We start from the raw sequence: 26,171 nt of genomic DNA on the forward strand, positions 1-26,171 counted from the left end.
TTTATATAAGTTGTAGATTTGTATATCGAAAAATTATCATGGAGGATGATGAAAATGATGATCACAGGTGTAAATGCAGGGAATGCGATGCAAGTAGCCCACCATACGGTAAGAAAAGGAGCTCAGTCCGTTCAAACTGATTCAAAAGCAGCAATATTTCAACATCAAGGAATTTCTGACTATAAGGACAAGCAACTAAACTCGTTGCAAGTGGGGATCGTTAAGTTACAAGATCAGATTGCAAAGTTGCAAGATAATGAAAAATTAGATAAAGAGACAAAAGATGAAATGTTGAAAAATTTGAATAAGCAGCTAGATGATATGATGAAGTTGCTAAGCGATCCTCAACAGGAAGAGGAGGAAAGCCCATTATCTGTTGAGAATAATAAGAAAAATGATCAAAATGCTTCATCAGGCGGAATAGCTTCTATGTATGGTATGGGCGCGCAATTAGATCAAGTGAAATCAATGGGAAATATGAAAGTCAAAATGGAAAATCAGGTACAGCTAGAAAAAAATGAATTAGATCATGCGATGAATCATCCATCAGAAGCATTGCGATTAAAAGATGAAAGTATAATTGAAAGACGGAGGGGAAAAATTGAAAATATGGAAAATGCCTCTCAGGCTTTGGAGGGTATGATGGAGCAACAGGTTAATAAAGTTTCACAGCCTGCTGTAGCGAAATCTTCTGAAAATGAAGAATTAAAAGGAAAGGAATCTGCACAGAAGGATGAAAAAGCAGAAAAAACATTAGAATAAAAATATATTTGGAATTTTCAAGGTAAGCGCCGAAGGAGGTTCTTGCGCAAGTTAGTGTATAGCATGAAAAGGGGATGTGACAAAATGATTTCTCATTTTGTCACATCCCCTTTCTTTATTTGATATCGTAAGTTTCGTCGGGTTTTTGTTTCCCTTCGCCAGTTAAATATTGTTGTGCTGTATTTTGCAGGAAGGTAACTTGTTGATCCATGGGAGCTTTTTGGCTATTCCATGCATAGTAATTACGTTTTCCGGAATTATTTAACTTTTCGACGTTATATACACGAACTTTTCCATCGGGACATTTAAATCGAAGATTGCCAATCGGAGCTTCTGACCATTGCACAATGTAATTTGGAACTAAGTCGTTTTTGTCTAAATTGGGAGAAAAACCGTCTGTAGTCATTCCAACGATTGTTTTGGGAATATTTCCATTGTCTAGATAATAAAGAGCTACTGCATTTTCAATTATTTTCATATCAGCAACAATTTTTGCACCTCGGGCATATTCTACTTGTTCGTTTGTTTTGATGATTACGATTCCACTTAGTATGCTAACAATAGCAATGACAATCATAATCTCAATAAGTGTAAAACCGTAGTTGTCTTTAAAATACTTCATATAGGAAGGCTCCTTTGTATGTAATTAAAAATGTTAATGAAAATAAAACTAAATATTTATTTTATACATTAATAAAATTTTAGCATGTTTTTCTAAATCTCTCTATATAAATAATAAAATGAATTATTTTAAAATAATTTTGTATGAATACAGTGTACAGTTATTGATAAAAGTGTACACTTTGTATTATAATAAAATGAAATATCCTTATAGTGTAAAGGGGTTTGTCATATGCGAATGAATGGTGCTGAAGCTGTAATCACAAGCTTAAAGAATGAGAATATAGAAGTAGTATTTGGATATCCCGGAGGAGCTGTACTGACGTTATATGATGCGTTGTATAAAATGCAGTTTCCTCATGTATTGACAAAGCATGAACAGGGGGCAGTTCATGCTGCCGATGGATATGCGAGAGCTACAGGAAAAGTTGGAGTATGTTTTGCTACGTCCGGCCCAGGGGGAACAAATTTAATCACGGGGATTGCTACTGCTTATATGGATTCAATTCCGTTAGTGTGTATTACCGGACAGGTAAATGTTTCTTTAATCGGAAAAGATTCTTTTCAAGAAGCAGATATTTGCGGAATTACTACGCCGATTACAAAACATAATTATCTGATAAAAAAGGTGGAAGATTTACCGCGAGTGTTAAAGGAAGCTTTTTATATTGCGCGGACTGGAAGGCCGGGCCCAGTAGTCATTGATATTGCAAAAGATGTTTTTGCAAAGGAATTAGATTATATATATCCAGTTTCTGTTCAATTAAAAGGTTATACAGGAAATTTTATTGGAACTGAAAATGAAATTGATGAAGTAGTAGAAGTTTTGAAAACAGCGGAGAGACCTGTGGTATTCTTAGGCGGTGGAGTGACTTTATCCGATACATCTCCATTATTAAATGAATTTATAGAAAAAACACAAATTCCAGTTGTGTCTAGCCTAATGGGGCTTGGCTGTGTACCAGATAGCTATGATGGAAACTTAGGTATGCTTGGCATGCACGGTACATATGCTGCAAATATGGCAACGATGGAATCGGACGTATTAATCGGAATTGGTGTTAGGTTTGATGATCGGGTTACTGGCGTTGTAAAAGAATTTGCGCCTGAAGCAAAGATTATACATTTTGATATTGATGCCGCTGAAATTAATAAAAACGTATTAGTAGATTATCGTGTAGTTGGTGATTTGCGTTGGTCAATACTTTTATTTAAAGAAAAGGTGATGGCGCTTGAAAATGATTGGCAAGTGCAATTTTCGCTTTGGCGGGATAAAGTTTTAACTTGGAAGAAAGAGCAACCGCTTGATTATGATCGTACGGCAAAATGTATTATGCCCCAGCAAGTGATTGAGACAGTAAGTCAGATTGCTAATGAAGATACGATTATTGTTACTGATGTTGGTCAACATCAGATGTGGGCAGCACAATTTTACGATTTTTTAAAACCGAGAAGATTCCTAACTTCTGGAGGCCTTGGAACGATGGGGTATGGACTTCCGGCTGCAATTGGAGCAAAGATAGGCAAGCCGAAAAAAAAGGTAGTATTAATTACTGGTGATGGAAGCATTATGATGAACTGCCAAGAGTTTGCAACGGCTGCCGATTATGGAATTGATGTAAAAGTTGTCGTTATGGATAATCATGTGCTTGGAATGGTAACGCAATGGCAAAGGATGTTTTATGGCGAACGTTATTCGCAGTCAAAGCTTAATGGGAAAACTGATTTTGTAAAGCTGGCAGAAGCAATGGGTGTGGCTGGTTATAGGGTAACAGAAGCAAAAGCGTTGAAAACAACTTTGCAAATGGCCTTTGATGCAGAAGGACCAGCCTTAATTGATGTTTTGCTGCCAGAGGTGGAAGATGTATTACCGATGGTTCCAGCTGGGGGCAGATTGGATCAAATGGTATTGGGGGCGCAGATAAAATGAAATATACATTAGCAGTTTTAGTTGAAGACCGTCCGGGGGTGTTGACGCATGTATCAGGATTAATTAGCCGTAGGGCGTTTAATATAGAAAGTATTGCTGCCGGTTATACGGAAGAGGAAGGTATAACGAGAATTAACTTAGTTGTGGAAGCTGACAATGAAATAGAATTAGAACAAGTTGTTAATCAGCTAAATAAATTAATTGATGTAATCAAAATTGTTAATTTGACTACGGTCGATTCTATTCACCGTGAATTAGTAATGATTAAGGTTAAAGCCAATCCGGTAACTCGTGCCGATATTATTAACATTGTTGATATTTTTCGAGCAAAAATTGTTGATGTAAATCGTGAAACAATGGTAATTGAACTTACGGGAGAACAAAGCAAAATTGATGCACTTTGTGAAGTGCTTAGTGATTATGAAATCATTGAAATTGCTCGTACAGGGAAAATTGCCTTATCTCGTGGTCCTTTGTCGGCAAAAGAAATTTAAAATTGTCTTTATATAAGAAGGGTTTGGAAACATTCTGTAGAAATCTGTTTATAAGTGATGATTGAGGACTCTTATACATAATTCTCCAAAGAACCAAAACCCTAAAATTTTTCTATGCTTTCCTAAAATATTCCTTGACGGATGAAGAAGAAATCGCTATAATAAATATCAACGGATAATAATTATTAATTAGCTTATTTGAAAATAATTTATATATGAGGAGAGGGTATAATTATGGATTTAAAAGGATCAAAAACTGAAGCAAACTTATGGGCAGCATTTGCCGGAGAATCACAAGCAAGAAACAAATATACTTACTTTGCATCGAAAGCTAAAAAAGAAGGCTTTGTTCAGATTGCAAATCTTTTTGAAGAAACTGCAGGAAATGAAAAAGAACATGCAAAAATTTGGTTTAAATTAGCTACAGGTGGCATTGGATCCACACTGGAAAATTTAAAGATTGCTGCAGAAGGCGAAAACGAGGAATGGACAGATATGTATCCTGAGTTTGCTAAAGTTGCAAAAGAAGAAGGCTTTACAAAAATTGCTTATCTTTTTGAAGCTGTAGCAAAAATTGAAAAAGAACATGAAGAAAGATATCGTGCATTACTTGCTAATGTTGAAGGTGAAACAGTATTCACAAAAGAAGGCGAAGTAGTATGGCAATGTGCAAACTGTGGACATATTCATGTAGGAAAAGAAGCTCCTAGCATGTGCCCAGTATGTGATCACCCACAGGCATATTTCCAATTGCTGGCTAAAAACTATTAATTTAAAATTAATATGGGTATAGTTACAATAGCGTAACTATACCTTTTTTGTCTAATTAAGGTTATTTGATGACGAGAATTTTGATACAAGTAAAACTTCACTTGAGGCGATTCTTACTTTATTGAGTATTGGAGAAGAAGCGATGAATTTTAATCAATTGGCTAATGAATGGGATGATGCGCGTCGAATTAAGCGGGCAGCTACATTATCCGGGGTAATTATGGACGAATTACCAGAAAAAAAGTTTCAATGCGGATTGGAATTTGGTTGTGGAACTGGGCTGATTTCATGTAATCTCCAGCATCGGTTTGAAAAATTACATTGTATTGACAATGCAGATGCAATGATTGATATTGTTAAGCAAAAGATTGAGCAACTATGCTTATCTCATTGTTTTGCTCATTGTGCGGACTTATCGCAAGAAAATATATTTTTTGATAAAAAAATAAAATTTGATTGCATTTTTACGTCTATGGCACTACATCATGTTGTAGATACAGACGGGATTATCTCGCGTTTTTATTCCTTGTTAGATGACGATGGATTGCTTGTAATTATTGATTTAGATAGTGAAGATGGAACTTTTCATCAAAGTGAAGTTGGTTTTGAAGGACATAATGGATTTGATCGCTTGGCACTAGAACAAATTCTGTATAAAAATAATTTTAAACAAATTTGCTTCAAAACTGCATACACAGGAGGAAAGATGATAGAGGGACGAGAAGTATCGTATTCTTTATTTATTTGTATTGCGAAAAAATAAATAAGAACGAGAAAATCTAAAAATATGCATATGTGCGTCAGAGGAAAAGAAGCTGATATAATGTTATTTTACGAGAAATTCCTACTACAAAATGCGTCTTTTTTCGCGTTGTTTTTTATAAATAATATGTTATAATTTATTTCGACATAAGCGGGGAATTGGTATAAATAGAATGCCTGTTCCTCGTTCTTTTTTACTATATATAGTGCTTTGTATTGACCTTGGTTACGATATATAGTAAAATCTTATTAACGCTCTATACGGGTGAATCTAAAGAGAAGAGAAGATGTGCTGTGATTGAGAAGATAAAAAAACGTAATGGTGATATTGTATTTTTTAATGCAGAAAAGATTTCTGATGCAATTCGTAAGGCGAATATGGAATCTACCGATGAAACGATGACACCAGAGGTATTGGCGGGATTAACGAATAAAGTTATTCAATCTTTAGATAAAGCGGAAATTCCTTGTGTTGAACAAATCCAAGACGTTGTAGAACGTACGTTAATTATGGATAAATTTGCGAGTACGGCAAAAGCTTACATACTATATAGAGCAGAGCATGCGAAAATTCGTCAATCGGAAGCTGATTTGATGGATATATATAACGAATTGACGTTTAAAACCTCTAAGGACGCGGACATTAAACGCGAAAATGCAAATATTGATGCAGATACAGCGATGGGAACGATGCTAAAATATGGGTCGGAAGGATCAAAATATTTTATTGATCATTATATTCTTCCCAAAGATATTGCGGCTGCTCATATTAATGGAGATATTCATATTCACGATAAAGATTTCTATATGTTGACGGAAACTTGCTGTCAGATCGATTTAATTAAGCTATTTAAAGGCGGTTTTTCGACTGGGCATGGATACTTAAGAGAACCAAACAGCATACAAAGTTATTCTGCCTTGGCTTGTATTGCGATTCAGGCCAATCAAAATGAGATGCATGGCGGACAAGCGGTTCCTAACTTTGATTACTCAATGGCGCCGGGAGTTGCTAAGACTTTTCGTAAAGAATACTTTAAAGCCATGGTACATTATTTGACGATTAAATTTGATATGGAGAAAGCGGAGGCAATCGCGCTTACTAAAGTGATTAGTAAATCAATTGAGTTGCCAATCACGATGGGACAAGCAGAGCTATATAAAGCTGCATTAGTTGAGTTTTTACCGGCTTATCAGCCAAAAGATGGTGGAATAGTGATTTCTGCACAACAAGCAGCAAAGATGCATGACTATGTATTAAGTGCAGGTCTTTGTACAACAGATCGTGCTACATTCCAAGCCATGGAAGCTTTTATTCACAATTTGAATACGATGAATTCACGTGCAGGTGCGCAGGTTCCTTTTAGCTCAATTAATTATGGAACAGATACGTCTCCGGAAGCTCGTATGGTGATAAGAAATCTTTTACTTGCAACTGAAGCAGGATTAGGCGGAGGAGAAACTCCGATTTTCCCAGTGCAGATCTTTAAAGTAAAAGAAGGCGTAAATTACAACGAAGGTGATCCAAACTACGATTTATTTAAGTTGGCAATGCGGACCTCGGCAAAACGGTTATTCCCGAACTTTAGTTTTATTGATGCACCATTTAATTTTCAATATTATAAAGAAGGCGATTATAATACAGAGATTGCTTATATGGGATGCAGAACTCGTGTAATGGGAAATGTGCATGATAAATCCCGTGAAGTAACTTGTGGACGTGGAAACTTAAGCTTTACAACAATTAATTTACCTCGCTTGGCAATTGAAGCAAAAGGAAATATTAAAGATTTTTATACAGGGCTCGATAATTGTATTGAGTTAGTAATTCGTCAATTATTGCATCGTTTTAGAATTCAGTGTAGTAAAAAAGGAAGAAACTATCCATTCTTAATGGGACAGGGGATTTGGATTGATTCGGATTCTATAGGCCCAGATGACAGTATTGCCGAAGTGCTAAAACATGGTACGTTGAGTGTTGGTTTTATCGGCTTGGCTGAAACGTTAAAAGCTTTAGTCGGAAAACATCACGGCGAAAGCGCCGAAAGCCAAAAACTAGGGCTTGAGATTGTTTCTTATATGAGAAAACGTATGGACGATATATCAAATGAAACAGGACTAAACTTTACTTTACTTGCAACGCCGGCGGAAGGTCTTAGCGGGCGCTTCGTAAAAATTGATCGACAGATTTATGGCGAAATTTCAGGTGTAACTGATCGTGAATATTATACAAATTCTTTCCATGTGCCAGTATATTACCAATTAAGGGCTTATGAAAAAATTGAAATTGAGGCACCGTATCATGCTTATACGAATGCGGGGCATATCAGTTATGTGGAATTAGATGGAGATACTTGTAAAAATATTGATGCTTTTGAGACAGTAATTCGTTGCATGAAGGAACATGGAATTGGGTATGGATCGGTTAATCACCCTGTTGATCGCGATCCAGTCTGCGGATATAATGGAATTATTGATGATGAATGTCCGAAATGCGGTCGGAGAGAAGATGTAGGAACTGAAAAGTTTGAACGGATTCGTCGTATTACAGGATATTTAGTAGGTACGATTGACCGTTGGAATAATGCAAAACGGGCAGAAGAAAAGGATAGAGTAAAGCATGGATTTAAACGAGCTTAAAATAGCGGGAGTTGTTGAAGAGTCTATTGTTGATGGAAAAGGTTTACGGTTTACAATATTTACCCAAGGTTGTCCACATCGGTGTGAGGGATGTCATAACCCACATACACACGATTTTTCTGGTGGTGAAACTGTAGCTATCCACAGCTTATTAACAAAAATTGTGGATAACCCGTTGCTTAGGGGAGTAACATTCAGTGGTGGTGAACCATTTTGCCAAGCAAAACCATTGGCTTTATTAGCTAAATTGGTTCATGCGCGAAAATTGGATGTTACGGTATATACTGGATATACATTAGAGGAATTAGATTCAATGCATGATGAAGCGGTGGATGAACTCTTAGCGGCTACTGATGTGTTGATTGATGGAAAATTTATTCTAGCAGAGCGTGATTTGAGATTACCCTTTCGCGGTAGTCGCAATCAGCGGATGATTGATATGCAAAAGACACGGGAAGCGGGAAAAGTGATATTAATGAAAGAGTAAACAAAAAAATCTTTCTAAATGCAAAAACTTGTATTATAATAAGTCTACATTATCAGATTTTAAGAAAAGAGGGATTATCATCGAGGAATTAAAAGAGCTTAAGCAAATTATGCTTGAAGGATTTAAGCAATTAAATGGTGAGATTTCAGGAATAAAATCAGATATAGCAGATTTAAAAGAAGATGTCACAGGATTAAAGGAAGACGCATTACGGATTGAAGATACGATGCACAATAAATTCGGTACTTTGTTTGACGCTCGGCAAGCTCAACTAGAATGTAATTTTAGAGTGGAAAACACGTTGACACGTATCGAAAATAAACTTGATAAGGCAGAATTAAAAGCGCTTGGGGCGTTTGATTTGGCAAGCCGTCGGGTTAGATAAAATAAGAATTAAATTTTGGCTATCAAATTTAGAAATGAGAATTTTCTGGTTTGATAGCTTTTTTTAAAACAATCAAAGATGAATCTTTGATTGTTTTTGAAATATGAAGAAAAAGCGAGCATGGGGATAATAGTTTAATCCAATGCAATGTTTTAATGCTTTTCATTGATTTAATCAAAAATATGCTCTTTGTGTATTTTTATCTTATCTAGTATATTTGAATAATCAGATATTCAATAGTATTAATATTCGGAGGATGTATGGCGTTGCAGGATTTTTATTTGACAATTTTTCAAATGAGTGTAGTTTGTTTTGTGATGGGCGGGATTTTTCCTTTTGTATTTAATCGTTATCAACAATTAGCGAATACGATTGCGAATGCCTGCACTTTTTTTGGCGGTGTTTTAACCACTGCGTTATCAATGAAGGTTTTGCGTAGCGGAGTGCCGATTGATATTGATGGATGGCGTATTGTTGGTTCCATAGGGATGAATTTTCATTTTGATGCGTTATCAGCCTTTTTTTTATTGGTCATTGGTGTTATGTCGACGATTGTACCATTTTACGCATTTGGCTATGCCCAAAAGTATTTTAAAAGCAAGCGCGCTGGCTGGCTTGGCGGTTTGGTGAATATTTTTATTTTATCGTTAGTTGGTGTAGTCGGTGTAGATAATTCATTGACTTTCATGATTTTTTGGGAATTCATGGCACTGACTTCTTTTCTTTTAGTAATGTTTGATCATGAACAAGCAAAGGTTCGATCAGGTGGCTATATGTATGTCGTGATGACGCATATTGGCAGTGTTTTCTTAACGTTTTCATTTTTAACTTTATATTATTATACGGGCAGTGTAAATTTTGCTGATTATCATCAAATTGGAGAAAGTTTACCTTCCTTTACGAAAAATGCAATTTTTGTGATGTGTTTATTGGGCTTTGGTACAAAAATGGGCGTATTTCCATTGCAGGTGTGGTTGCCAAGGGCATATCCGGTAACGCCGAGCAGTGCAGTTGCACTGATGTCTTCGGCAATGATCAAAACAGCGGTATATGCATTAATTAGAGTAACTTTTGATTTTTTAGGTACTGGTCCGTCTTGGTGGGGAATACTCATGATGATGATTGGTGCAATCACAGCTATTTTTTGTATTTTATTAGCGGTTATCCAAAATGATATGAAGCGTTTTTTGGCTTATAGTAGTGCCGAAAATTTAGGGATTATTTTTGTTGGTGTTGGTGCGACATTGTTTTTTCAAAGTCAAGAACAAATGCTTCTTGCGGCACTTGCGATGCTTGCATCACTTTACCATGTGTTAAATCATTCGGTATTTAAAGCCCTGATGTTTATGGGAGCAGGTGCAGTAGCAGAAAAGGCTGGAACTTGCAATGTAAATCAATTGGGCGGGTTAATTCATCGTATGCCTTGGACAAGTGCTTTTGTTTTGATTGGTGGCATGTCACTTGCGTCGTTACCTCCATTTTGCGGATTTATTAGCGAGTGGGGATTGCTACAATCGCTCTTGCATATGGTTTTTGACAGCACAGGTGCTTGGGTAAAATTATTTGCTTCTATAGTTATTGCAATTTTAGGTCTAAGTGGTGCATTTTGCGTAGTGGCTGTAGTAAAAAACTTTGGTATGGGATTCTTGGCGAAACCTCGGAGTAAAAGTGCAGCTGAGGCAAAAGAAGTAGGGGTAGGAATGCGAGTTGGTATGGGGGTATTAGCAGGGATTTCATTATTCTTGGGCATGTTCCCTGGCACTGTTTTGCCAATAATCAATGCTGTAGTACATACGTATTTTAATGAGCTTGTATTAGGTTGGGAAATGGTGTTATTTATTCCATTTAAGGATAATCATTTTCAAGCATTATCTATAGGGCTCCTTGGAATAGCTGTTATCACAATTATTGCACTGATTATGTTGGCTCTAGTAATAAAATATGGAAAAAGCGAATATGAAATCGAAGATACATGGAACTGTGGAACGATTCATCAAGTGCAAATGCAATATACGGGGACTTCATTTTCTCATCCGATTTTATTGATTTATAAAAGAATCATGGGGCTTACACGGCAGGTGGAAATTGATCAAGTGTATGAATATTATCCAAAAAAAATCGGACATCAATTGGATATTAGTGCAAGATTGGCAGATAATGTTTACAAACCAAGTGTAGGGATTTTAGTCAAGGTATTTAAGAAAATTAAGATGATTCAAAACGGCAATTTACAAGCTTATTTATCTTATATGGTAGCCGCTTTAATCATCACGTTGCTGTGGATTGGGTAGGTGTAATATGATAGAAAAGATTTGTGTGATAATTTTACAGATGCTTTTAGTATTGTTTTTAGCTCCGTTAGTGCAGGGGATTATTAAGAAGACAAAAGCTAGGCTGCAAAATCGAGTAGGTGCAGATATTGTGCAGCCGTATCGCGATATTTTTAAATACCTTCGTAAAGATGCTGTGATTGCAAAAGATTCTTCTTGGCTTACGCGTGGCACGCCATATATTTGTTTAGGTGTATTACTTATTGTGAGCTTAATCATTCCAACTGTGTTTATCAAAGCACCGTTAGGTATGATTGGAGACGTTATTGTCATTGTGTATTTATTTGCCGTTGTTCGGTTTTTTATTGCCCTTACAGGGCTTGATTCTGGGAGTGCGTTTGGCGGCATGGGGGCAAGCCGTGAAATGGTAATGTCTGCGATTACCGAACCGGCATTATTGTTGTCTGTAATTGCAGTATTGATCAATGTTGGGACAACGAATGTTAGTGAAATTGTTGCTTGCTTAAATGATCAATCTTTAGATTTTTTTGATTATGGTCATTGGCTATCTTGTGTTGCTTTTTTGATTGTTGTGATAGCGGAAACGGGACGAATTCCTTATGACAATCCAGATACGCATTTGGAGCTTACGATGCTACATGAAGCGATGATGCTTGAATATTCAGGCCGTTATCTGGGCTTAATGCATTGGGCGGTTATGGTCAAACAGACGTTATTGTTTACTATGTTTATTAATTTGTTTGTTCCATGGGGGATTTCTATTGAATATACTCTGTCAAGTATTTTGATAGGATTGTTTTTTTATATTGTAAAAGTAATTGTTGTTGGCATTTTGCTGGCAGCGATTGAGACGGCTTATGCGAAAGTACGGCTGTTTATGATACCTAAGTTATTGGTATCATCGATGGCTTTATCTATTTTGGCAATTGTCGTACAAATTGCGAGATAGGGGGATAGAGAGATGGGGAATCTCGTTTTAGATAGTATTGTGAATTCAGTGTTATTACTGAGTACGTTATTTTTATTTCGGACAAAAAAGTCGATGGGAGCTGTTGTAATTATTGCGATTCAATCGGCTGGACTAGCAGCAATTGCTCTTTTAATGTGGCATAAGACGGGTATGGTGCATTTATTGATTGCGGCATTACTCACTCTAATCGTTAAGACTTTAATTATTCCATATATTTTGTACTATACTGTCCAAAAGACGAAAGCACAGCGAAATGTTGAGCGAACGATGAATAAATTAACATCTATTTTTATTGCGCTTGTCTTAATTGTAACGGGTGAATATATTGCATCACAGTTAAGTCTCCCTGGCGCAGAACATGGTGTTCATTTTTTAGGAACTGCAATTATTCTTGTATTTTTAGGAACTTTTACGATTATTAATAACAAACAGGTTTTAATGCAGGGAATAGGTGTTATCGTTATTGAAAATGGACTGTTTTTACTTACACAGGCAATTAGTTACGGGATGCCGCTCGCAGTAGAATTAGGAATTTTCTTTGACTTATTTGTTGCTGTGGTGATTATTGCAAGTTTATCATTTAGAATTCATTCTGTATTCCACAGTTTAAATACAGAAAAAATGCAGGATTTAAGGGGATAATATATGTTAGCAATCGCTTTATTTATCGTGCCATTTATTACTGGAATTATATCGGGATTGGTCAGAAGTACGAAAGTTGCTGATATATTTCAGGTGATTGGGTCTATTGCTACACTCGTGATTGCATTATGCATTGGCAATCATGTTTTTAATGGTGAAGTTATTAGCATTTATGCAAGTCTTATTTATATTGATGCTTTGGGTGCATTCAATATCATTTTGATTTCTTTAGTCGGCTGCGCGGCAGCCATATATTCCGTGGGATATATGCGTTATGAGTTAAAGGAAAAAGTGATTACAGAAAGCCAATTAGGGAAATATTATTTTTTCTTTCACTTCTTTATTTTAACAATGCTAATTGTCAGCGCAGTTGATAATTTAGGGTTGCTTTGGGTAGGAATTGAGCTTACAACACTTGTCTCAGCAATGCTTGTTGCTTTTTATGGCACGCAGCATTCATTAGAGGCGGCTTGGAAATATTTGATTATGGGTGTTGTTGGTATCGGTTTTGCTTTGCTTGGCATTGTATTTATTTATTTGTCAGGGCTTCACAGTATTGGTGAGGAGCAATCTGCGGCTTTGCAATGGACAGAGTTGATGAGAGTTGCTCATACGTTAAATCCTAAATGGGTGGAAATTGGTTTTATTTTTATTCTCATTGGTTTTGGAACGAAAGCGGGGCTGGCGCCAATGCATTTTTGGCTTCCAGATGCGCATAGTCAGGCGCCTGCGCCAGTCAGCGCTGTTTTATCGGGCGTTTTATTAAATACGGCGTTATATGGATTATTTCGTGTTTTTTCAATTGCTAATATTGCGCTTCAAGGGAATGCAGGGGAGTATTTAATCGTTTTTGGGTTGTTGTCGATTAGTGTTACCGTGCCGTTTATTATGGTACAGCATGATTTAAAGCGTATGTTGGCTTTTTCTAGCGTAGAACATATGGGGATTATTACCTTAGCGGTAGGAATTGGTGGTTCACTTGGTTTGTACGGTGCATTCTTACACATGTTTAATCATTCAATGGGGAAATCACTACTTTTTATGTCAGCCGGAAATATTGCGCAAAAATATCACTCTAAATATATTGAACGGATTTCTGGTGTCATTCGAGCAATGCCTTGGACAGGTGGAATTTTCTTATTCGCAGCATTGGCAGTAGCAGGCGCACCGCCGTTTAGTATTTTTATTAGTGAATTTACGATTATGATGGCAGGTGTTGAAGCAGAAAAGCTTTGGGCATCTTGTGCTTTGGCGGGATTGGTAGTGCTTATTTTTGCAGGAATGACATATTATGTAGTTCGTATGGCTTTTGGTGAAATTCCAACGCGAATAGGAAGTAAGACAACCGATGTATGGATGAAATGTGCGATGTTAATTCCATTTATTTTTATTGTATTATGTGGAATTTATGTACCTGAATTTATTCAAGATTCTATCTGTATCGCAGCAAGTGTACTTGAAGGAGGGGGAAAATAATGCTTGCAGATTATAAAAGAAGATTTGTTAAAAAGTTAATGCAGCAGCTACAGTCTCAGCTTATTTCTACCCAAGAAAATGAGCTGGATACGATTTTAAATATTAAAAAACAGGATTTAGTAGAAGTTTGCCGGTTTATATATGAAGAAAAAAATGCGCGTCTATTTACGATGGTAGGAAATGATGAGCGTGGAATCAATGGCGTTTTTGCTCTATACTATGTATTTGCTATTGATGAAATTAAGCATTTTATTACAATAAAAATTTTTATTGATGAAAGTGATCCAACATTTCCTTCCATGGCATCACATATGCCGGCACTTAACTGGTATGAACGTGAAGTGAATGATTTATTAGGGCTTAGAGCGCTAGGACATCCTGATCGTAGTCCGTTAATTTTGCATGGGGATTGGCCAGAAGACTTTTATCCATTGCGCAAAGATTATAAATATGATTTGATGGTGCCTAGAACACAGGATCGCAATACCTTTGTCGAATATACGAGTGAAGATATTACCGAAATTCCTGTGGGTCCGATTCACGCGGGCATTATTGAACCGGGACATTTTCGTTTTGGAGCCGTTGGCGATACGATTCTTCATTTGGATGCAAGATTGTTTTATACACATCGCGGGATAGAAAAAACTTTAGAGGGTAAGACGATTGATCAGGCGATGTTTCTAGTAGAACGAATTTGTTGCGTTTGTAATGTTTCGCATTGTGTAGCATTTGCTCAGGCGATAGAAAAAGCAGCTAAGGTAAAAATACCTAAACGCGCTGCATATTTGAGAACTTTGTTTCTAGAATTAGAGAGGTTGTACAATCATGTGGGGGATGTCGGTAATATTTGTGCAGGTTATGGTTTCGCTGTTGGAAATAGCCAAGGCGCTAGAATGCGCGAGCAACTATTACAATTAAATGAACGATTGTCCGGGCATCGCTATTTACGTGGTACGATTGCGTTGGGTGGGATGAAGCAAGACATTACAGCAGATGAAATTGCAATGATAACGAAAGAGCTTATGGAATTAAAAGAAGATTTTCATGAACTTGTGAATATCTTGCTTAGTCATGAAATTGCAGTAAATCGTATGGAAAAAACTGGGTGCTTGAATTTAAAACAAGTTACAGATTTGGAAGTAGTGGGGGTTGCAGCGAGAGCTTCGGGCAGAGATATTGACTGCCGCCGTGATTTGCCATATGCGGCATATAGCAAAGTTCAGTTTGACGTTCCGGTGAAGACAAAAGGTGATGTACTAAGAAGAATAAAAATTAGAATTAGAGAAGTTGATGCATCGCTATCTATTATCCATCAAGTGCTTACCGATTTACCGACAGGTGATATTTGTACAGGTATTCCGACAATAAAACCCTATACAACAACGTTTGGTTGGACAGAATCGTCACGTGGTGAGAATTGCCACTGGATTATGCTCGGATCAGAAAATGAAATTTATCGTTATCGAATTCGTTCGGCTTCGTATAGTAACTGGCCTGCAGTTGCTTTGTCTGTTCAAAATAACATCATACCGGATTTTCCATTGATTAATAAGAGCTTTGAACTTTGTTATTCCTGTTGCGACAGATAGTAAGGTGAGAGAGAAGGGGAAAAGTTTATGATAGATATAATAATGAAAATATGGAAGACCGGAACAGTAACGAAAAAACAACCATTAGATACACCGCCGAAAAAGTATCGTGGCCGTATAAAAATTAATGATTCATCAAGCCCCGTATTAAAATCCTGCGTTGAATTTTGCCCATCTGGTGCATTATCAATTCAAGCAGATGGGAAAGTTCAACTCTTTCATGGAAAATGTGTTTTTTGTGGAAACTGTGTAAGGCATTGTTCAGATGGATCAATTGAGCAGACGACAGATTGTTATCTCGCAGTAAGAAATAAAGAAGATTTATATGATTTGGCAATAAAGTAAGACTTCATAAAGGAGGGATATTGCTTAAATGAATGAAGAAGAATTGGGATTTAAATTAAAAAAGCGGATTAGACAGGTATTGGGAGGTTCGCTTCATATTCGTCACGTAGATACAGGGTCATGCAATGGATGTGATTTTGAAATGTCGACACTTAGTAATCCGATTTACGATATTGCACGGTTCGGTGTGAGTTTTGTACCGTCACCGCGTCATGCGGATATGCTGATGGTAACGGGTGGTGTCACTCGTAATCTTGAAGATGCATTGAAGATTACCTATGATGCAACACCGAAGCCGAAGGTTGTTTTAGCAATTGGTGCTTGTGCATGTGGTGGTGGTGTTTTTGGAGAAACATACGCGAATGGAGCAGGCGTAGATAAATTTGTTCCTGTCTATGTATATGTTCCAGGTTGCCCGCCACGCCCGCAAGCTTTAATACAAGGAATTTTATTGGCATTAGATAAATATGAACAAGTTTTGAATCGGGGGGAATAATTTGAATTTAGAAGTGCAGCGATTTAAAGCTGATTTTTTTAAAGCATTGGCACATCCGCTGAGAATTCGTATTCTTGAACTTTTAGCAGAAGGGGATAAGAATGTTAATGAATTGCAAACACTTATCGGTTCAGAGGGTTCAGCGGTTTCACAACAACTAGCGATTCTCAGAAATAAATCCATTGTTCATGGGACAAAAGAGGGAAATAAGGTTACATATACTTTAAGGGATCCGATGATTTTGGAACTATTAAAAGTAGCAAAACAAATTTTTAATAATCATTTAATTGATACAATCTCCATGTTTGATCGAATCAAAGACGAGGAATAAAAATGGCATCATTACATTCGTAATGATGCCATTTTTTATCACATTCTTAAAAGTATATCTGGAATTAGATAATATATATGTAATTTTTATTTATTAAAATAGCGGCTTAATAATCCAGCGAATCCACAGCCATGACGCGCTTCGTCTTTTGCCATTTCATGAACTGTATCATGGATTGCATCAAGATTTTGTGCTTTTGCCATTTTAGCGATATCCATTTTACCAGCGCAGGCACCATGCTCTGCTGCAACGCGTAATTCAAGGTTTTTCTTTGTGCTGGAAGTTACTACTTCGCCTAAAAGTTCAGCAAATTTTGCCGCATGTTCAGCCTCTTCAAAAGCATAGCGTTTGAAAGCTTCTGCGATTTCAGGATATCCTTCACGATCCGCAACGCGGCTCATCGCTAAGTACATTCCAACTTCGGCACATTCGCCATTAAAGTTTTGGCGTAGCCCTTCAAGAATTTTTTCATCAACGCCTTGTGCAACACCGATGCGATGTTCATCAGCAAATACTAATTCACCAGATTGTTCAACGAATTTAGAAGCAGGAGCTTTGCATAAAGGACATTGTGCTGGTGGTTCAGTTCCTTCATGAACATATCCGCAGATTGAGCATACAAATTTTTTCATAATATAAATCCTCCGTTTGTATTAAGTATTTTAATTTCATTAATTTTTAGTAATATTCAAGTTTTGCTTGCTTGACGTGCTTCATTATAACAAATTAACTGAAAGTTTAAAATTCTATTAAAGGAGGATATAAGATGATTTTTAACATATTTACTCTCATTTACTTTAATTTTCATAAATAACCATAGTTTTTCATAAAAACTATTAACTGATAATTATTATCGTTTTTAAACGTGAGTTTATTATAGTGAAAACATTAAAATAAACGTCGTCCACAAAATTATTATAGACGACGTTTACTAATTGAATTACTTATAAAAGCATAAATAGGCTGTTTGCTCAGCGATTTTTACTTGGAATTTTTTGTTTGATTCAACGATGAAAGTTTGGTTAGGCAGATATTCTTTAAATTCTGTTTCTCCAGGAAGTTTTGCCAAGATGCTACCGCTGATTACAGTCATATATTCTGTGGAAGAAGTGCCGAATTCATATTCGCCGATTTCCATAACGCCTACAGTTGCAGACCCTTCCTGATTTTTAAATGCAATAGAGACTACATTCCCATCGAAATATTCATTTGTTTTAAACATAATATAACCACTCCTATTTTTATTCATCATTAAATAAATTCATTATTTTCTTAATAAGTGGGGCAGTGTTTGCGAACCATATCAGCAATAATACTTTCCATTGAATATAATCCTGGCATTTTGCCGATTAGGTGCTTTGCTGCAAAGATGGCTCCTTGTCCAAAAGCGGCACGACTTATACTTGAGTGTGATAATCGAATTGTTTGATTTGGCATGCCGAAAATAACTTCGTGCCGGCCGACGATACCACCAACTCGAATCGAGTTTATATGTTTAGATTCATCTAATTCTAAAGTTTGGGCAATTTTTTTTGCAGTTCCGGAGACTTCAGTCTTTCCTTTAAAATGTTCTTCAATAATTTCAATATCTGCATTAGGAATAATTTTTTTTAGCACATGTGAAGCTACCATTAAAAAGGTAACGCCAAGTGTAATATTGGGAGAATAAAGTACGGGTGTAATTTCTGAAAGTGATTTTAATAAGGATAACTCTTCTGGCTGATAATTAGAGACACCAGAAATTATAGCTATTCCTGATTTTGCAGCATTTTTGTAAGAATGGACGCCGTAATTGTGAGAAAAATCAACCAAGATGTCTACAGGGTTTTTTAAGAAAAAATTATCGGATACATCTGAAATAGGGATTATTTTTCCTATATTAGTTTCATAACCTAAATCGCTGCTGGCAAATTTTGAGTGTTTTATTTTGTTTTTTCTCACTACCCATGAGAGTACAAAACGTGAATCTTTTAAAAATTCATCTGCTATTAATTTACCTGTTTTCCCAAAGCCCCAAATACCTACCTTGATTTTTTTCAATAGAACTCCTCCTTTTTTTGCGCCGACGAGGTTAGCTGACGGATTCGGAAAGAAAGATAACTTCCCTAGCTGTATTATTACAGACATTCACCCCAATAGTGGTTCCCCCGCTTTTTAATAAAGTAGACTTGATTCAGATGAAGTTTTACTCCCTCTGAAGCCTAGCCGACCTTATCCAGAGACTAATCTGCTCGCTTGTGTTCTGTGGGGTATAACTCCAACATATAGAAGTTGGGAGTCTGTAAAGGTGCGAACCAAAAGCTTTGATTTTGTGTGAATCACTGATTTCGCTAGATGAGCAGATTAGTCATCGGATAAAATTAGGCGATATGATTTACTTTCACAGATTACAAGAATAATTATTTTGCCCTTTAGAAGAATATCCTTATAAAATATGAAAATAAAATAAATAGGAGAAATTATTTATAATTTCTCCTAAATTTATTGAAAGAATAAGAATCAAAATGTAAGTATATAAAATATAACAAAAGGCTATAATATAATATTTTAAGTATATAATAAAAATATCTTTTATGTCAAATAATTCAAATATTTGAAAGTGTATTAAATAATAACCTTTATTGACTAACTTAAATGGAAAGATTATACTTAAATAAATATAAGGAATTTGAGGTGAGAGATATGGAGGCAATTTTGCTATCCAGATGGCAGTTTGCAATTACGACAGTATATCATTTTTTGTTTGTACCGCTTACATTGGGGCTATCGCTTTTTATCGCTTTGTTAGAAACTTTTTATGTAGCGACAGGTAAAGATGTATATCGGCGCATGACGAAGTTTTGGGGCAAGTTATTTTTGGTTAATTTCGCGATGGGCGTTGTGACAGGGATTGTACAAGAGTTTCACTTTGGTATGAATTGGGCAGAGTATTCAAGGTTTATGGGGGATATTTTTGGTGCGCCGCTGGCACTAGAAGCATTGACTGCATTTTTTCTTGAATCTACATTTTTAGGCTTGTGGATCTTTGGTTGGGACAGACTATCTAAGAAAGTGCATCTAGCTTGTATTTGGCTCGTTGCAATCGGCAGTAATTTATCTTCATTTTGGATTTTAGTTGCAAATTCATTCATGCAAAATCCTGTAGGATATGCATTGCAAAACGGACGGGCAGAAATGACGGATTTCGTAGCACTTTTGACAAATCCGTATTTAGCAGGACAGTTTTTACATACCGTATTATCAGGGATTGCAACGGCAGGTGTTTTTGTTGCATCCATTAGTGCATATCATTTATTAAGAAGAACATATTTAGATGTATTTAAGACTTCTTTTAAATTCAGCGTAGTATGGTCAATTGTTGGTTTATTAGCTGTGATGGGCAGTGGACATTTGCAGGCACAATATTTAGGGCATTATCATCCAATGAAATTGGCATCGGTGGAAGCACTTTGGGAGACGGAAAATCCGGCACCATTTACGATATATACAACAATAGATGAAGTGAATCAGGAGAACAGGCAGCAACTTGCCATTCCAGGGATGCTGACTTTCATGGTTTATAATTCTTTTGATGGAGAGGTGCAGGGGTTAAAAGCGTTGCAGGCCAAAGCTGAACAAACTTATGGTGCTGGGAACTATATTCCTGATGTAGCCGGAATGTTTTGGAGTTTTAGAATCATGATTGCAGCGGGAATGATTTTGTTGGGAATTCTCTTTTTAAGTGGGTTCTTGTTTTTCTCTGGAAGATTAGAGCGGTATCCGATTGTATTAAGAACGCTGTTATGTATGCTTCCATTGCCGTATATTGCAAACTCGACAGGTTGGTATATTACGGAGGGCGGCAGGCAGCCATGGATGGTTGTCGGCTTACAGAAAGTAGATCAAGCAATTTCGCAAAATATTACAGGAACTGAAGTTGCTATTTCCTTAATTGGGTTTACGTTAATTTATTCCGTTTTATTTGTTGCGGCAGCGTATTTAACGATGAAATTTATAAAAAAAGGACCTGAAAAAATTTCTGAAAATCAGAAAGGGGGCGGCTCCTTATGGATTTAACCGTTGTATGGTTTATTTTAATTACGGTTTTATTTGCTGGATTTTTTCTCCTTGAAGGGTTTGATTATGGTGTGGGGATGTTGTTGCCGTTCCTAGGGAAAGATGATATTGAGCGTCGGATGATTATCAATACGATTGGTCCGGTTTGGGATGGAAATGAAGTTTGGATGATTACGGCTGGTGGTGCATTGTTTGCGGCATTCCCCCATGTATATGCAACGATGTTTAGCAGCTTTTACTTGGCATTGTTCCTAATGCTATTGGCATTGATTGGTCGTGGTGTAGCATTTGAATTCCGCAGTAAAGATGAAAGCCCTGTATGGCGCAACACTTGGGATTGGTTGATTTTTTTCGGCAGTGTAGTTCCGGCATTTTTATGGGGTGTGGCAGTAACAAATCTTTTGCAAGGCATTATGATAAACGAAAAGATGATTTATGTAGGTAGTTTTTTTGATTTATTATCGCCTTATACAATTTTAGGCGGACTTACCTTTGTCTTCGTTTTCTTATTCCACGGGGCGATGTTCCTTACGCTTAAGACGGAAGAATATCTTGTTTTACGCTCGCGTAATGTTGCTTTAAAGTGTGGTGCATTGGCAATTCTTTTATTTGTAGCGTGTATGATGATGACGTATACAAATACAGATTTATTTTCCAGTATAGCAGCAGGAAGCATCTTGACGATTGCGGCAGTAGTCTTTGTGATTGGCTACGGCTTGGCGTGGATGAAAAAGTACGGACTTGGATTTACTTGTGGTGCGTTGGCGATTATTTGTACGACGGTAGCTTTTTTCGTAGGGTTATTCCCACGCTTAATGGTGTCTAGTTTAAATCCTGATTGGAGTCTAACGATTTACAATGCAGCATCTACGCAGTATACTCTATCTATTATGACGATTGCTGCGATAGTTTTCGTACCAATTGTTCTTGTATATCAGGCTTGGACATATTGGGTATTTCGGAAACGTGTGACGGCGAAAAATTTGGAGTATTGATATGTTAGATGTACGATTGACAAAAGAAGTGAGAGATCAATACCAAAGAGGATTTTTTCTTGCTTTACTACAATTTTTACAGTCTATCTGTATTGTTGGCGGAGCGTATTTTACCGCGTGGATTGTAGATGGGGTGTTTTTGAAGAGTCGGTCGGTAGAAGAAGCAGTGCCGCAGTTTATGGTGCTGCTTCTCTTTCTATGTTTAAGGCCACTATGTATTTGGGGTATTGATGTGCTGGCAAAAAAAATTGCAGTGAGGGTAAAAAGTCGCTTGCGTAAAGAACTTTCGCAAAGAATTTTTATGGCGGGTACAGTTACCTTAAATGGTGAAGAAAATGGTGCATTACTTCATCTACTGACAGAAAGTGTTGAATCAGTTGATGAATACTTTAGCAAATTTTTACCACAGTTGATTACAGTGGCGATTGTACCTATTGTCATTATCGGCGTTGTTTTGCCACTTGATTTGTCTACATTATTTTTATTTTGTATAACTGCACCGCTTATTCCGATTTTTATGATTCTTATCGGTAAAAGGGCAGAAAAAGCGAATCAGCGTCAGTGGAAAACGTTGTCACATCTTAGTCAGCATTTCTTTGAGGTAATGAAGGGTCTCACTGTTCTAAAATTGTTCGGACGGAGCAAAGATCAAGAAGTGTTGGTACGGCGAAGTTCGGAAAACTTTCGTACGGCAACGATGTCTGTACTTAGGGTGGCTTTTTTATCCGCGCTTGTTTTAGAAATGGTTGCAACTTTGAGCGTTGCACTTGTTGCGGTAACAGTTGGTCTAAGACTTCTTTCCGGAGAAATAGATTTTTTACTGGCGTTTTTTCTACTACTTATTGCGCCAGAGTTTTACCAGCCATTTCGCCAATTGGGGAGTGCTTTTCATAGTGCGATTACGGCGGTTACAGCAGCCCAGCACATTTATCAAAGACTTGGCGAGGGTTTTGCAATGCGCGGAGAGTTTGGACAAGGTTTTTGTACGCAAAATGTTGCGATAGAGTTTCAGCAAGTAAATTTTGCTTATGAAAATAAGTCCACATTTGCGCTAGATGACGTTTCACTTGATATTCCCGCGAATCAGCGAATTGCGATTGTGGGTACAAGTGGAGCAGGCAAGACGACGCTGATTCGGGCAATCTTAGGGTTTATTACGCCGCAAACGGGAGAAGTCCTTATCAATGGGCGAAATCTACAGAATTTAACGAAGCGAAGCTGGTTTAGCCATATCGCTTACGTTGGACAAAATCCACATATCTTTCAAGCAACAATTGCTGAAAATATCGCCCTGGCAAAGCGCGCATCGCTAGAAGAGATTAAGCAAGCTGCGAAATTAGCAAAAGCACATGACTTTATTATGCAGTTAGCAGAAGGGTATGAAACGAAAATTGGTGATGGTGGACAGAGCTTAAGTGGTGGACAAAAGCGGCGACTCGCCTTAGCTAGAGTATTTTTGCAGGATGTACCACTCGTTATTCTTGATGAACCGACAGCGGGAATTGATGTGAAGACAGAAAGGGAACTTGAGGAGTCACTTGATGCCCTGGGAACGAATCGGACGCTGATTTTTATCGCCCATAAATTAAAGCTTGCACAAAAAGCGGATAAAATCGTGGTTATGGAGCAGGGAAGAATTTGTGAAATGGGGAGTCATGAGGAACTTATTGCGCGCAATGGTACATATGCGGCTTTATATCAAGCCTATAAGGGGGCTTTATCATGAAGACATTTCTTCGATTATTGCGCCTGATTTATCCTGTACGATGGCATATTGCTTTATCACTATTTTTTGCTTGGGCTACGGTGATGAGCTCAGCGATGCTTATGGCATGTGCGGGCTATTTGATTGCAACAGCAGCCTTGCACCCATTTATCTATGAATTGTCTTTAGCGATTGTTGGCGTGCGTTTTTTTGGAATTTTACGAGCAGTGCTTCGGTATGCAGAACGGTGTTTTGCACACGATGCAACTTTTCGCATCATTACACAGCTTCGGGTTTGGTGTTATCAAAGATTAGAAGTACAGGCACCGGCAAAACTGCAGATATGGCAAACTGGTGCATTGTTTCATTTGCTTACTACCTCTATTGAGCGGTTACAGGACTTTTATTTAAGAGTTATTTCCCCACTAATTACAGCATTTTTAGTTTTGATTGCAGTAGGTGGAATCCTACTTTACTTTGCACCGCCAGCATTTTTTATTTTTGCTTTTGCCTTTTTGCTGATTGGCTTGGTAGTGCCGATGTGTGTTCGACAGTATAAGCGTTTGCATATGCAATCGTTATCTCCTGTGGAAGCTCGACAAAAAAGTCTACTTTTAGATGGAATTGAAGGAATTGCAGAACTTACGATTGCGAACAAAGTAGAGTCTTATTTGATGAATCTTGAAGAAATGCAAAATCACTTGGCAAAGTTACAGGTCAAGGAAATAAAAATTACGGCTTTAAATCATGCGATTGCTACGACAGTCGTAAATCTCGCATACTTCTTCGTACTTTTAGTGTTTTGTTATAGCGTTGCTGAGGGTGAGTTAAGTGGTGTTTGGCTCGTTGTCCTTTTACTCACGGTGCAAAGTAGTTTTGAAGCGGCAGTTCCGTTGCCGGCTGTTTGGCAATACGGAGCGTCTACATTGGCGGCGGCAAAATCAATTTTTTCTGTTGCGGATGCAGCGCATGAACAAAAATCGCCGATAGAAAAACAGTTACCTGCAAAACTGCTTGATTTAGTGGTAAAAGGGGTATCCTTTCAGTATCAGCAGGAAGTACCGGTGCTAAAAAATCTATCTGTCATGATTCCAGCAGGGAAAAAGATTGCGATTGTTGGCGAAAGTGGTTCGGGAAAAAGTACCTTGGTAAATTTACTCTTAAAGTTTTGGGAGTATGAACAAGGCGAAATTACGTTGGGGGCAGTTTCGTATCAGGAAATGGAAGCGGAAGATGTGCGTAAATATTTTTGTGCAGTTACGCAGGAATCACATATTTTTCATACGACTTTGCGCGAGAATTTTCTCATCGTCAAACCTGAGGCAACGGAACTAGAGATGTTTGAAGTTCTGGGAAAGGTTGGATTACTTAGCTTTGTAAACTCCCTGGCAGAGGGACTGGATTTTGTCGTGGGACAAAATGGACAGAAGTTATCGGGGGGCGAAAGACAACGCTTAATTTTGGCAAGAGCGTTATTAAAGCCAGCGCCAATTCTTCTATTAGACGAGCCTACGGTGAATCTGGATGCCAAAAACGCAGAGGTTTTTATGGACACGGTACTAAGCAACGCCAAAGAACAATCTTTAATTTTAATTACGCATCAATTTGCAGGATTAGAAAAAATGGACGAAATCTTTGTCTTGGCAGATGGACGAATTGTTGAACATGGTAGTTTTGCAGACTTGCTTACGCGCAAACAACTTTTTTATCAGTTATGGCAATATCGGAATTATTAATAGAGGATTAAAGAAAAACTGCGCACAGAATGAAAAATTTCATTCTGTGCGCAGTTTTATAAGTTTACAAGTTCAAACTTGTGTATATGAAGACGGTTTTGTTGATTCAATTCCTCTATCGTTAAATCAATATTGCCGATGAATGGCAGGAAAGAATTCTTTCGTGAAAGATTTGTTTCGATCCCGAGCAGAATTCTTTGGTTAGGTTCAATGATGATTTCTAAAGGGGAATCAAAGCATTGCCAACCTTCGCTCTTGGTATAGATTTTTAAATCGGCGGGTAACCCTGTCATGGTAATTTTTAAATGTAATGGGGCAGCGCTATTATTTTGAAAGGATTGTCTATCGCTGATTATACGGATTTGCCCGCCTTGCAATACCTTTTTAGGAAATCCTAATGTTGCCAGATTTATTGTTTCTGTTTGTGAATGTTTAGGCATGATTACTTTGAAGTGAAACGTTTCAGCACGCTGACTTGTTGCATAGTAACCAGAACAAATTGCAATAAGTATGCTGCAAATAAAAATAAGGGATTGCTTTTTGTAGCTCATTTCAAACGCTCTCCAAATGTATTAGAATTCTTATTCGAATGTTTATTGCGCTCCAAGCAATAGTTTCCACAGATTGTGCCTGCCAGTACAATCCCACTGACACAGGCACCAGTGCAATTCCCGCAAGTTCCGGTGCAAC

At 37.3% G+C, this 26,171-nt stretch carries 25 protein-coding genes and 1 riboswitch; of the genes, 20 read left to right on the forward strand and 5 right to left on the reverse strand.

Annotated features, from left to right (window positions below; genetic code table 11):
• Nucleotides 1-54: 54 nt before the first annotated feature.
• Entirely contained in the window at nt 55-762 is a 708-nt protein-coding gene (locus tag P3F81_RS00525; protein WP_147667382.1) for a hypothetical protein, read from the forward strand.
• 115 nt (nt 763-877) lie between these two features.
• Here P3F81_RS00525 and P3F81_RS00530 read toward each other — a convergent pair whose 3' ends face one another.
• Nucleotides 878-1,384: a type II secretion system protein gene (locus P3F81_RS00530; protein ID WP_147667380.1), complete on the reverse strand. Its 507-nt coding sequence runs from the start codon at nt 1,382-1,384 to the stop codon at nt 878-880.
• 231 nt (nt 1,385-1,615) lie between these two features.
• Here P3F81_RS00530 and ilvB point away from each other — a divergent pair, with 231 nt between their 5' ends.
• The 15 genes from ilvB to P3F81_RS00605 all read left to right on the forward strand — a co-directional run bounded on the left by ilvB (nt 1,616) and on the right by P3F81_RS00605 (nt 16,989).
• Complete coding sequence (gene ilvB / locus P3F81_RS00535) at nt 1,616-3,313, forward strand: biosynthetic-type acetolactate synthase large subunit (protein ID WP_147667378.1); 1,698 nt, start codon at nt 1,616-1,618, stop codon at nt 3,311-3,313.
• Nucleotides 3,310-3,807, forward strand: coding sequence for an acetolactate synthase small subunit (ilvN, locus tag P3F81_RS00540; protein WP_147667376.1), 498 nt, complete (start codon nt 3,310-3,312; stop codon nt 3,805-3,807). The genes ilvB and ilvN overlap by 4 nt, the downstream gene beginning before the upstream one ends.
• Before the next feature lie 234 nt (nt 3,808-4,041).
• A complete protein-coding gene (rbr, locus tag P3F81_RS00545) occupies nt 4,042-4,578 on the forward strand; it encodes a rubrerythrin (protein WP_309320523.1) in 537 nt (178 codons plus the stop codon).
• Nucleotides 4,579-4,720: 142 nt separating this feature from the next.
• The gene (locus tag P3F81_RS00550; RefSeq protein WP_147667371.1) at nt 4,721-5,341 is read left to right on the forward strand and encodes a class I SAM-dependent methyltransferase; all 621 of its coding nucleotides are present in this window, start codon (nt 4,721-4,723) and stop codon (nt 5,339-5,341) included.
• A 293-nt stretch (nt 5,342-5,634) separates the two neighbouring features.
• Nucleotides 5,635-7,977, forward strand: a complete 2,343-nt coding sequence (locus P3F81_RS00555) for an anaerobic ribonucleoside triphosphate reductase (RefSeq protein WP_147667369.1) — start codon at nt 5,635-5,637, stop codon at nt 7,975-7,977.
• Complete coding sequence (nrdG, locus tag P3F81_RS00560; RefSeq protein WP_147667367.1) at nt 7,958-8,464, forward strand: anaerobic ribonucleoside-triphosphate reductase activating protein; 507 nt, start codon at nt 7,958-7,960, stop codon at nt 8,462-8,464. Before P3F81_RS00555 ends, nrdG begins: the two co-directional genes overlap by 20 nt.
• A 28-nt stretch (nt 8,465-8,492) precedes the next feature.
• Entirely contained in the window at nt 8,493-8,849 is a 357-nt protein-coding gene (locus P3F81_RS00565) for a hypothetical protein (RefSeq protein WP_147667365.1), read from the forward strand.
• A gap of 260 nt (nt 8,850-9,109) precedes the next feature.
• The gene (locus tag P3F81_RS00570; protein ID WP_147667363.1) at nt 9,110-11,140 is read left to right on the forward strand and encodes a proton-conducting transporter transmembrane domain-containing protein; all 2,031 of its coding nucleotides are present in this window, start codon (nt 9,110-9,112) and stop codon (nt 11,138-11,140) included.
• A gap of 7 nt (nt 11,141-11,147) precedes the next feature.
• The gene (locus tag P3F81_RS00575) at nt 11,148-12,089 is read left to right on the forward strand and encodes a respiratory chain complex I subunit 1 family protein (RefSeq protein WP_147667361.1); all 942 of its coding nucleotides are present in this window, start codon (nt 11,148-11,150) and stop codon (nt 12,087-12,089) included.
• A gap of 12 nt (nt 12,090-12,101) precedes the next feature.
• Nucleotides 12,102-12,752 carry a hydrogenase gene (locus P3F81_RS00580; RefSeq protein WP_147667359.1) on the forward strand — a complete coding sequence of 217 codons (651 nt, stop codon included), beginning with the start codon at nt 12,102-12,104 and terminating at the stop codon, nt 12,750-12,752.
• Nucleotides 12,753-12,755: 3 nt separating this feature from the next.
• Entirely contained in the window at nt 12,756-14,228 is a 1,473-nt protein-coding gene (locus tag P3F81_RS00585; RefSeq protein ID WP_147667357.1) for a hydrogenase 4 subunit F, read from the forward strand.
• A complete protein-coding gene (locus P3F81_RS00590; protein ID WP_147667355.1) occupies nt 14,228-15,817 on the forward strand; it encodes a hydrogenase large subunit in 1,590 nt (529 codons plus the stop codon). Before P3F81_RS00585 ends, P3F81_RS00590 begins: the two co-directional genes overlap by 1 nt.
• A gap of 27 nt (nt 15,818-15,844) precedes the next feature.
• Nucleotides 15,845-16,162, forward strand: coding sequence for a 4Fe-4S dicluster domain-containing protein (locus tag P3F81_RS00595; RefSeq protein WP_309320527.1), 318 nt, complete (start codon nt 15,845-15,847; stop codon nt 16,160-16,162).
• Nucleotides 16,163-16,190: 28 nt separating this feature from the next.
• Nucleotides 16,191-16,658: an NADH-quinone oxidoreductase subunit B family protein gene (locus P3F81_RS00600; protein WP_309320528.1), complete on the forward strand. Its 468-nt coding sequence runs from the start codon at nt 16,191-16,193 to the stop codon at nt 16,656-16,658.
• A 1-nt stretch (nt 16,659) separates the two neighbouring features.
• A complete protein-coding gene (locus P3F81_RS00605; protein WP_147667352.1) occupies nt 16,660-16,989 on the forward strand; it encodes an ArsR/SmtB family transcription factor in 330 nt (109 codons plus the stop codon).
• Between the two features lie 86 nt (nt 16,990-17,075).
• Here P3F81_RS00605 and P3F81_RS00610 read toward each other — a convergent pair whose 3' ends face one another.
• The 3 genes from P3F81_RS00610 to P3F81_RS00620 form a co-directional block, all read right to left on the reverse strand.
• Complete coding sequence (locus tag P3F81_RS00610; protein ID WP_147667350.1) at nt 17,076-17,621, reverse strand: NADH peroxidase; 546 nt, start codon at nt 17,619-17,621, stop codon at nt 17,076-17,078.
• 308 nt (nt 17,622-17,929) lie between these two features.
• Complete coding sequence (ppnP, locus tag P3F81_RS00615; RefSeq protein ID WP_147667348.1) at nt 17,930-18,211, reverse strand: pyrimidine/purine nucleoside phosphorylase; 282 nt, start codon at nt 18,209-18,211, stop codon at nt 17,930-17,932.
• 50 nt (nt 18,212-18,261) lie between these two features.
• Nucleotides 18,262-19,029 carry a 4-hydroxy-tetrahydrodipicolinate reductase gene (locus P3F81_RS00620; protein ID WP_147667346.1) on the reverse strand — a complete coding sequence of 256 codons (768 nt, stop codon included), beginning with the start codon at nt 19,027-19,029 and terminating at the stop codon, nt 18,262-18,264.
• 6 nt (nt 19,030-19,035) lie between these two features.
• Nucleotides 19,036-19,168, reverse strand: a riboswitch (cyclic di-AMP (ydaO/yuaA leader).
• Nucleotides 19,169-19,671: 503 nt separating this feature from the next.
• Here P3F81_RS00620 and P3F81_RS00625 point away from each other — a divergent pair.
• Genes P3F81_RS00625 through cydC form a run of 4 tightly spaced genes read left to right on the forward strand, consistent with a single transcriptional unit; the run spans nt 19,672 to nt 25,481 of the window.
• A complete protein-coding gene (locus tag P3F81_RS00625; protein WP_147667344.1) occupies nt 19,672-21,045 on the forward strand; it encodes a cytochrome ubiquinol oxidase subunit I in 1,374 nt (457 codons plus the stop codon).
• Complete coding sequence (gene cydB, locus P3F81_RS00630) at nt 21,036-22,040, forward strand: cytochrome d ubiquinol oxidase subunit II (RefSeq protein WP_147667342.1); 1,005 nt, start codon at nt 21,036-21,038, stop codon at nt 22,038-22,040. Before P3F81_RS00625 ends, cydB begins: the two co-directional genes overlap by 10 nt.
• A gap of 1 nt (nt 22,041) precedes the next feature.
• On the forward strand, nt 22,042-23,766 hold the full coding sequence (gene cydD / locus P3F81_RS00635) for a thiol reductant ABC exporter subunit CydD (RefSeq protein ID WP_147667340.1): 1,725 nt from the start codon (nt 22,042-22,044) through the stop codon (nt 23,764-23,766).
• Nucleotides 23,763-25,481 (forward strand): thiol reductant ABC exporter subunit CydC, encoded by a 1,719-nt coding sequence (gene cydC, locus P3F81_RS00640; RefSeq protein WP_147667338.1) that lies wholly within the window; start codon nt 23,763-23,765, stop codon nt 25,479-25,481. The genes cydD and cydC overlap by 4 nt, the downstream gene beginning before the upstream one ends.
• Nucleotides 25,482-25,537: 56 nt before the next feature.
• On the opposite strand, the gene P3F81_RS00645 is transcribed toward cydC, so the two are convergent.
• Complete coding sequence (locus P3F81_RS00645) at nt 25,538-26,032, reverse strand: hypothetical protein (RefSeq protein WP_147667336.1); 495 nt, start codon at nt 26,030-26,032, stop codon at nt 25,538-25,540.
• Nucleotides 26,033-26,171 lie beyond the last annotated feature (139 nt).

Origin of the sequence: Selenobaculum gibii, assembly GCF_030273445.1 — a bacterium.
Lineage (GTDB): Bacteria > Bacillota > Negativicutes > ICN-92133 > ICN-92133 > Selenobaculum > Selenobaculum gibii.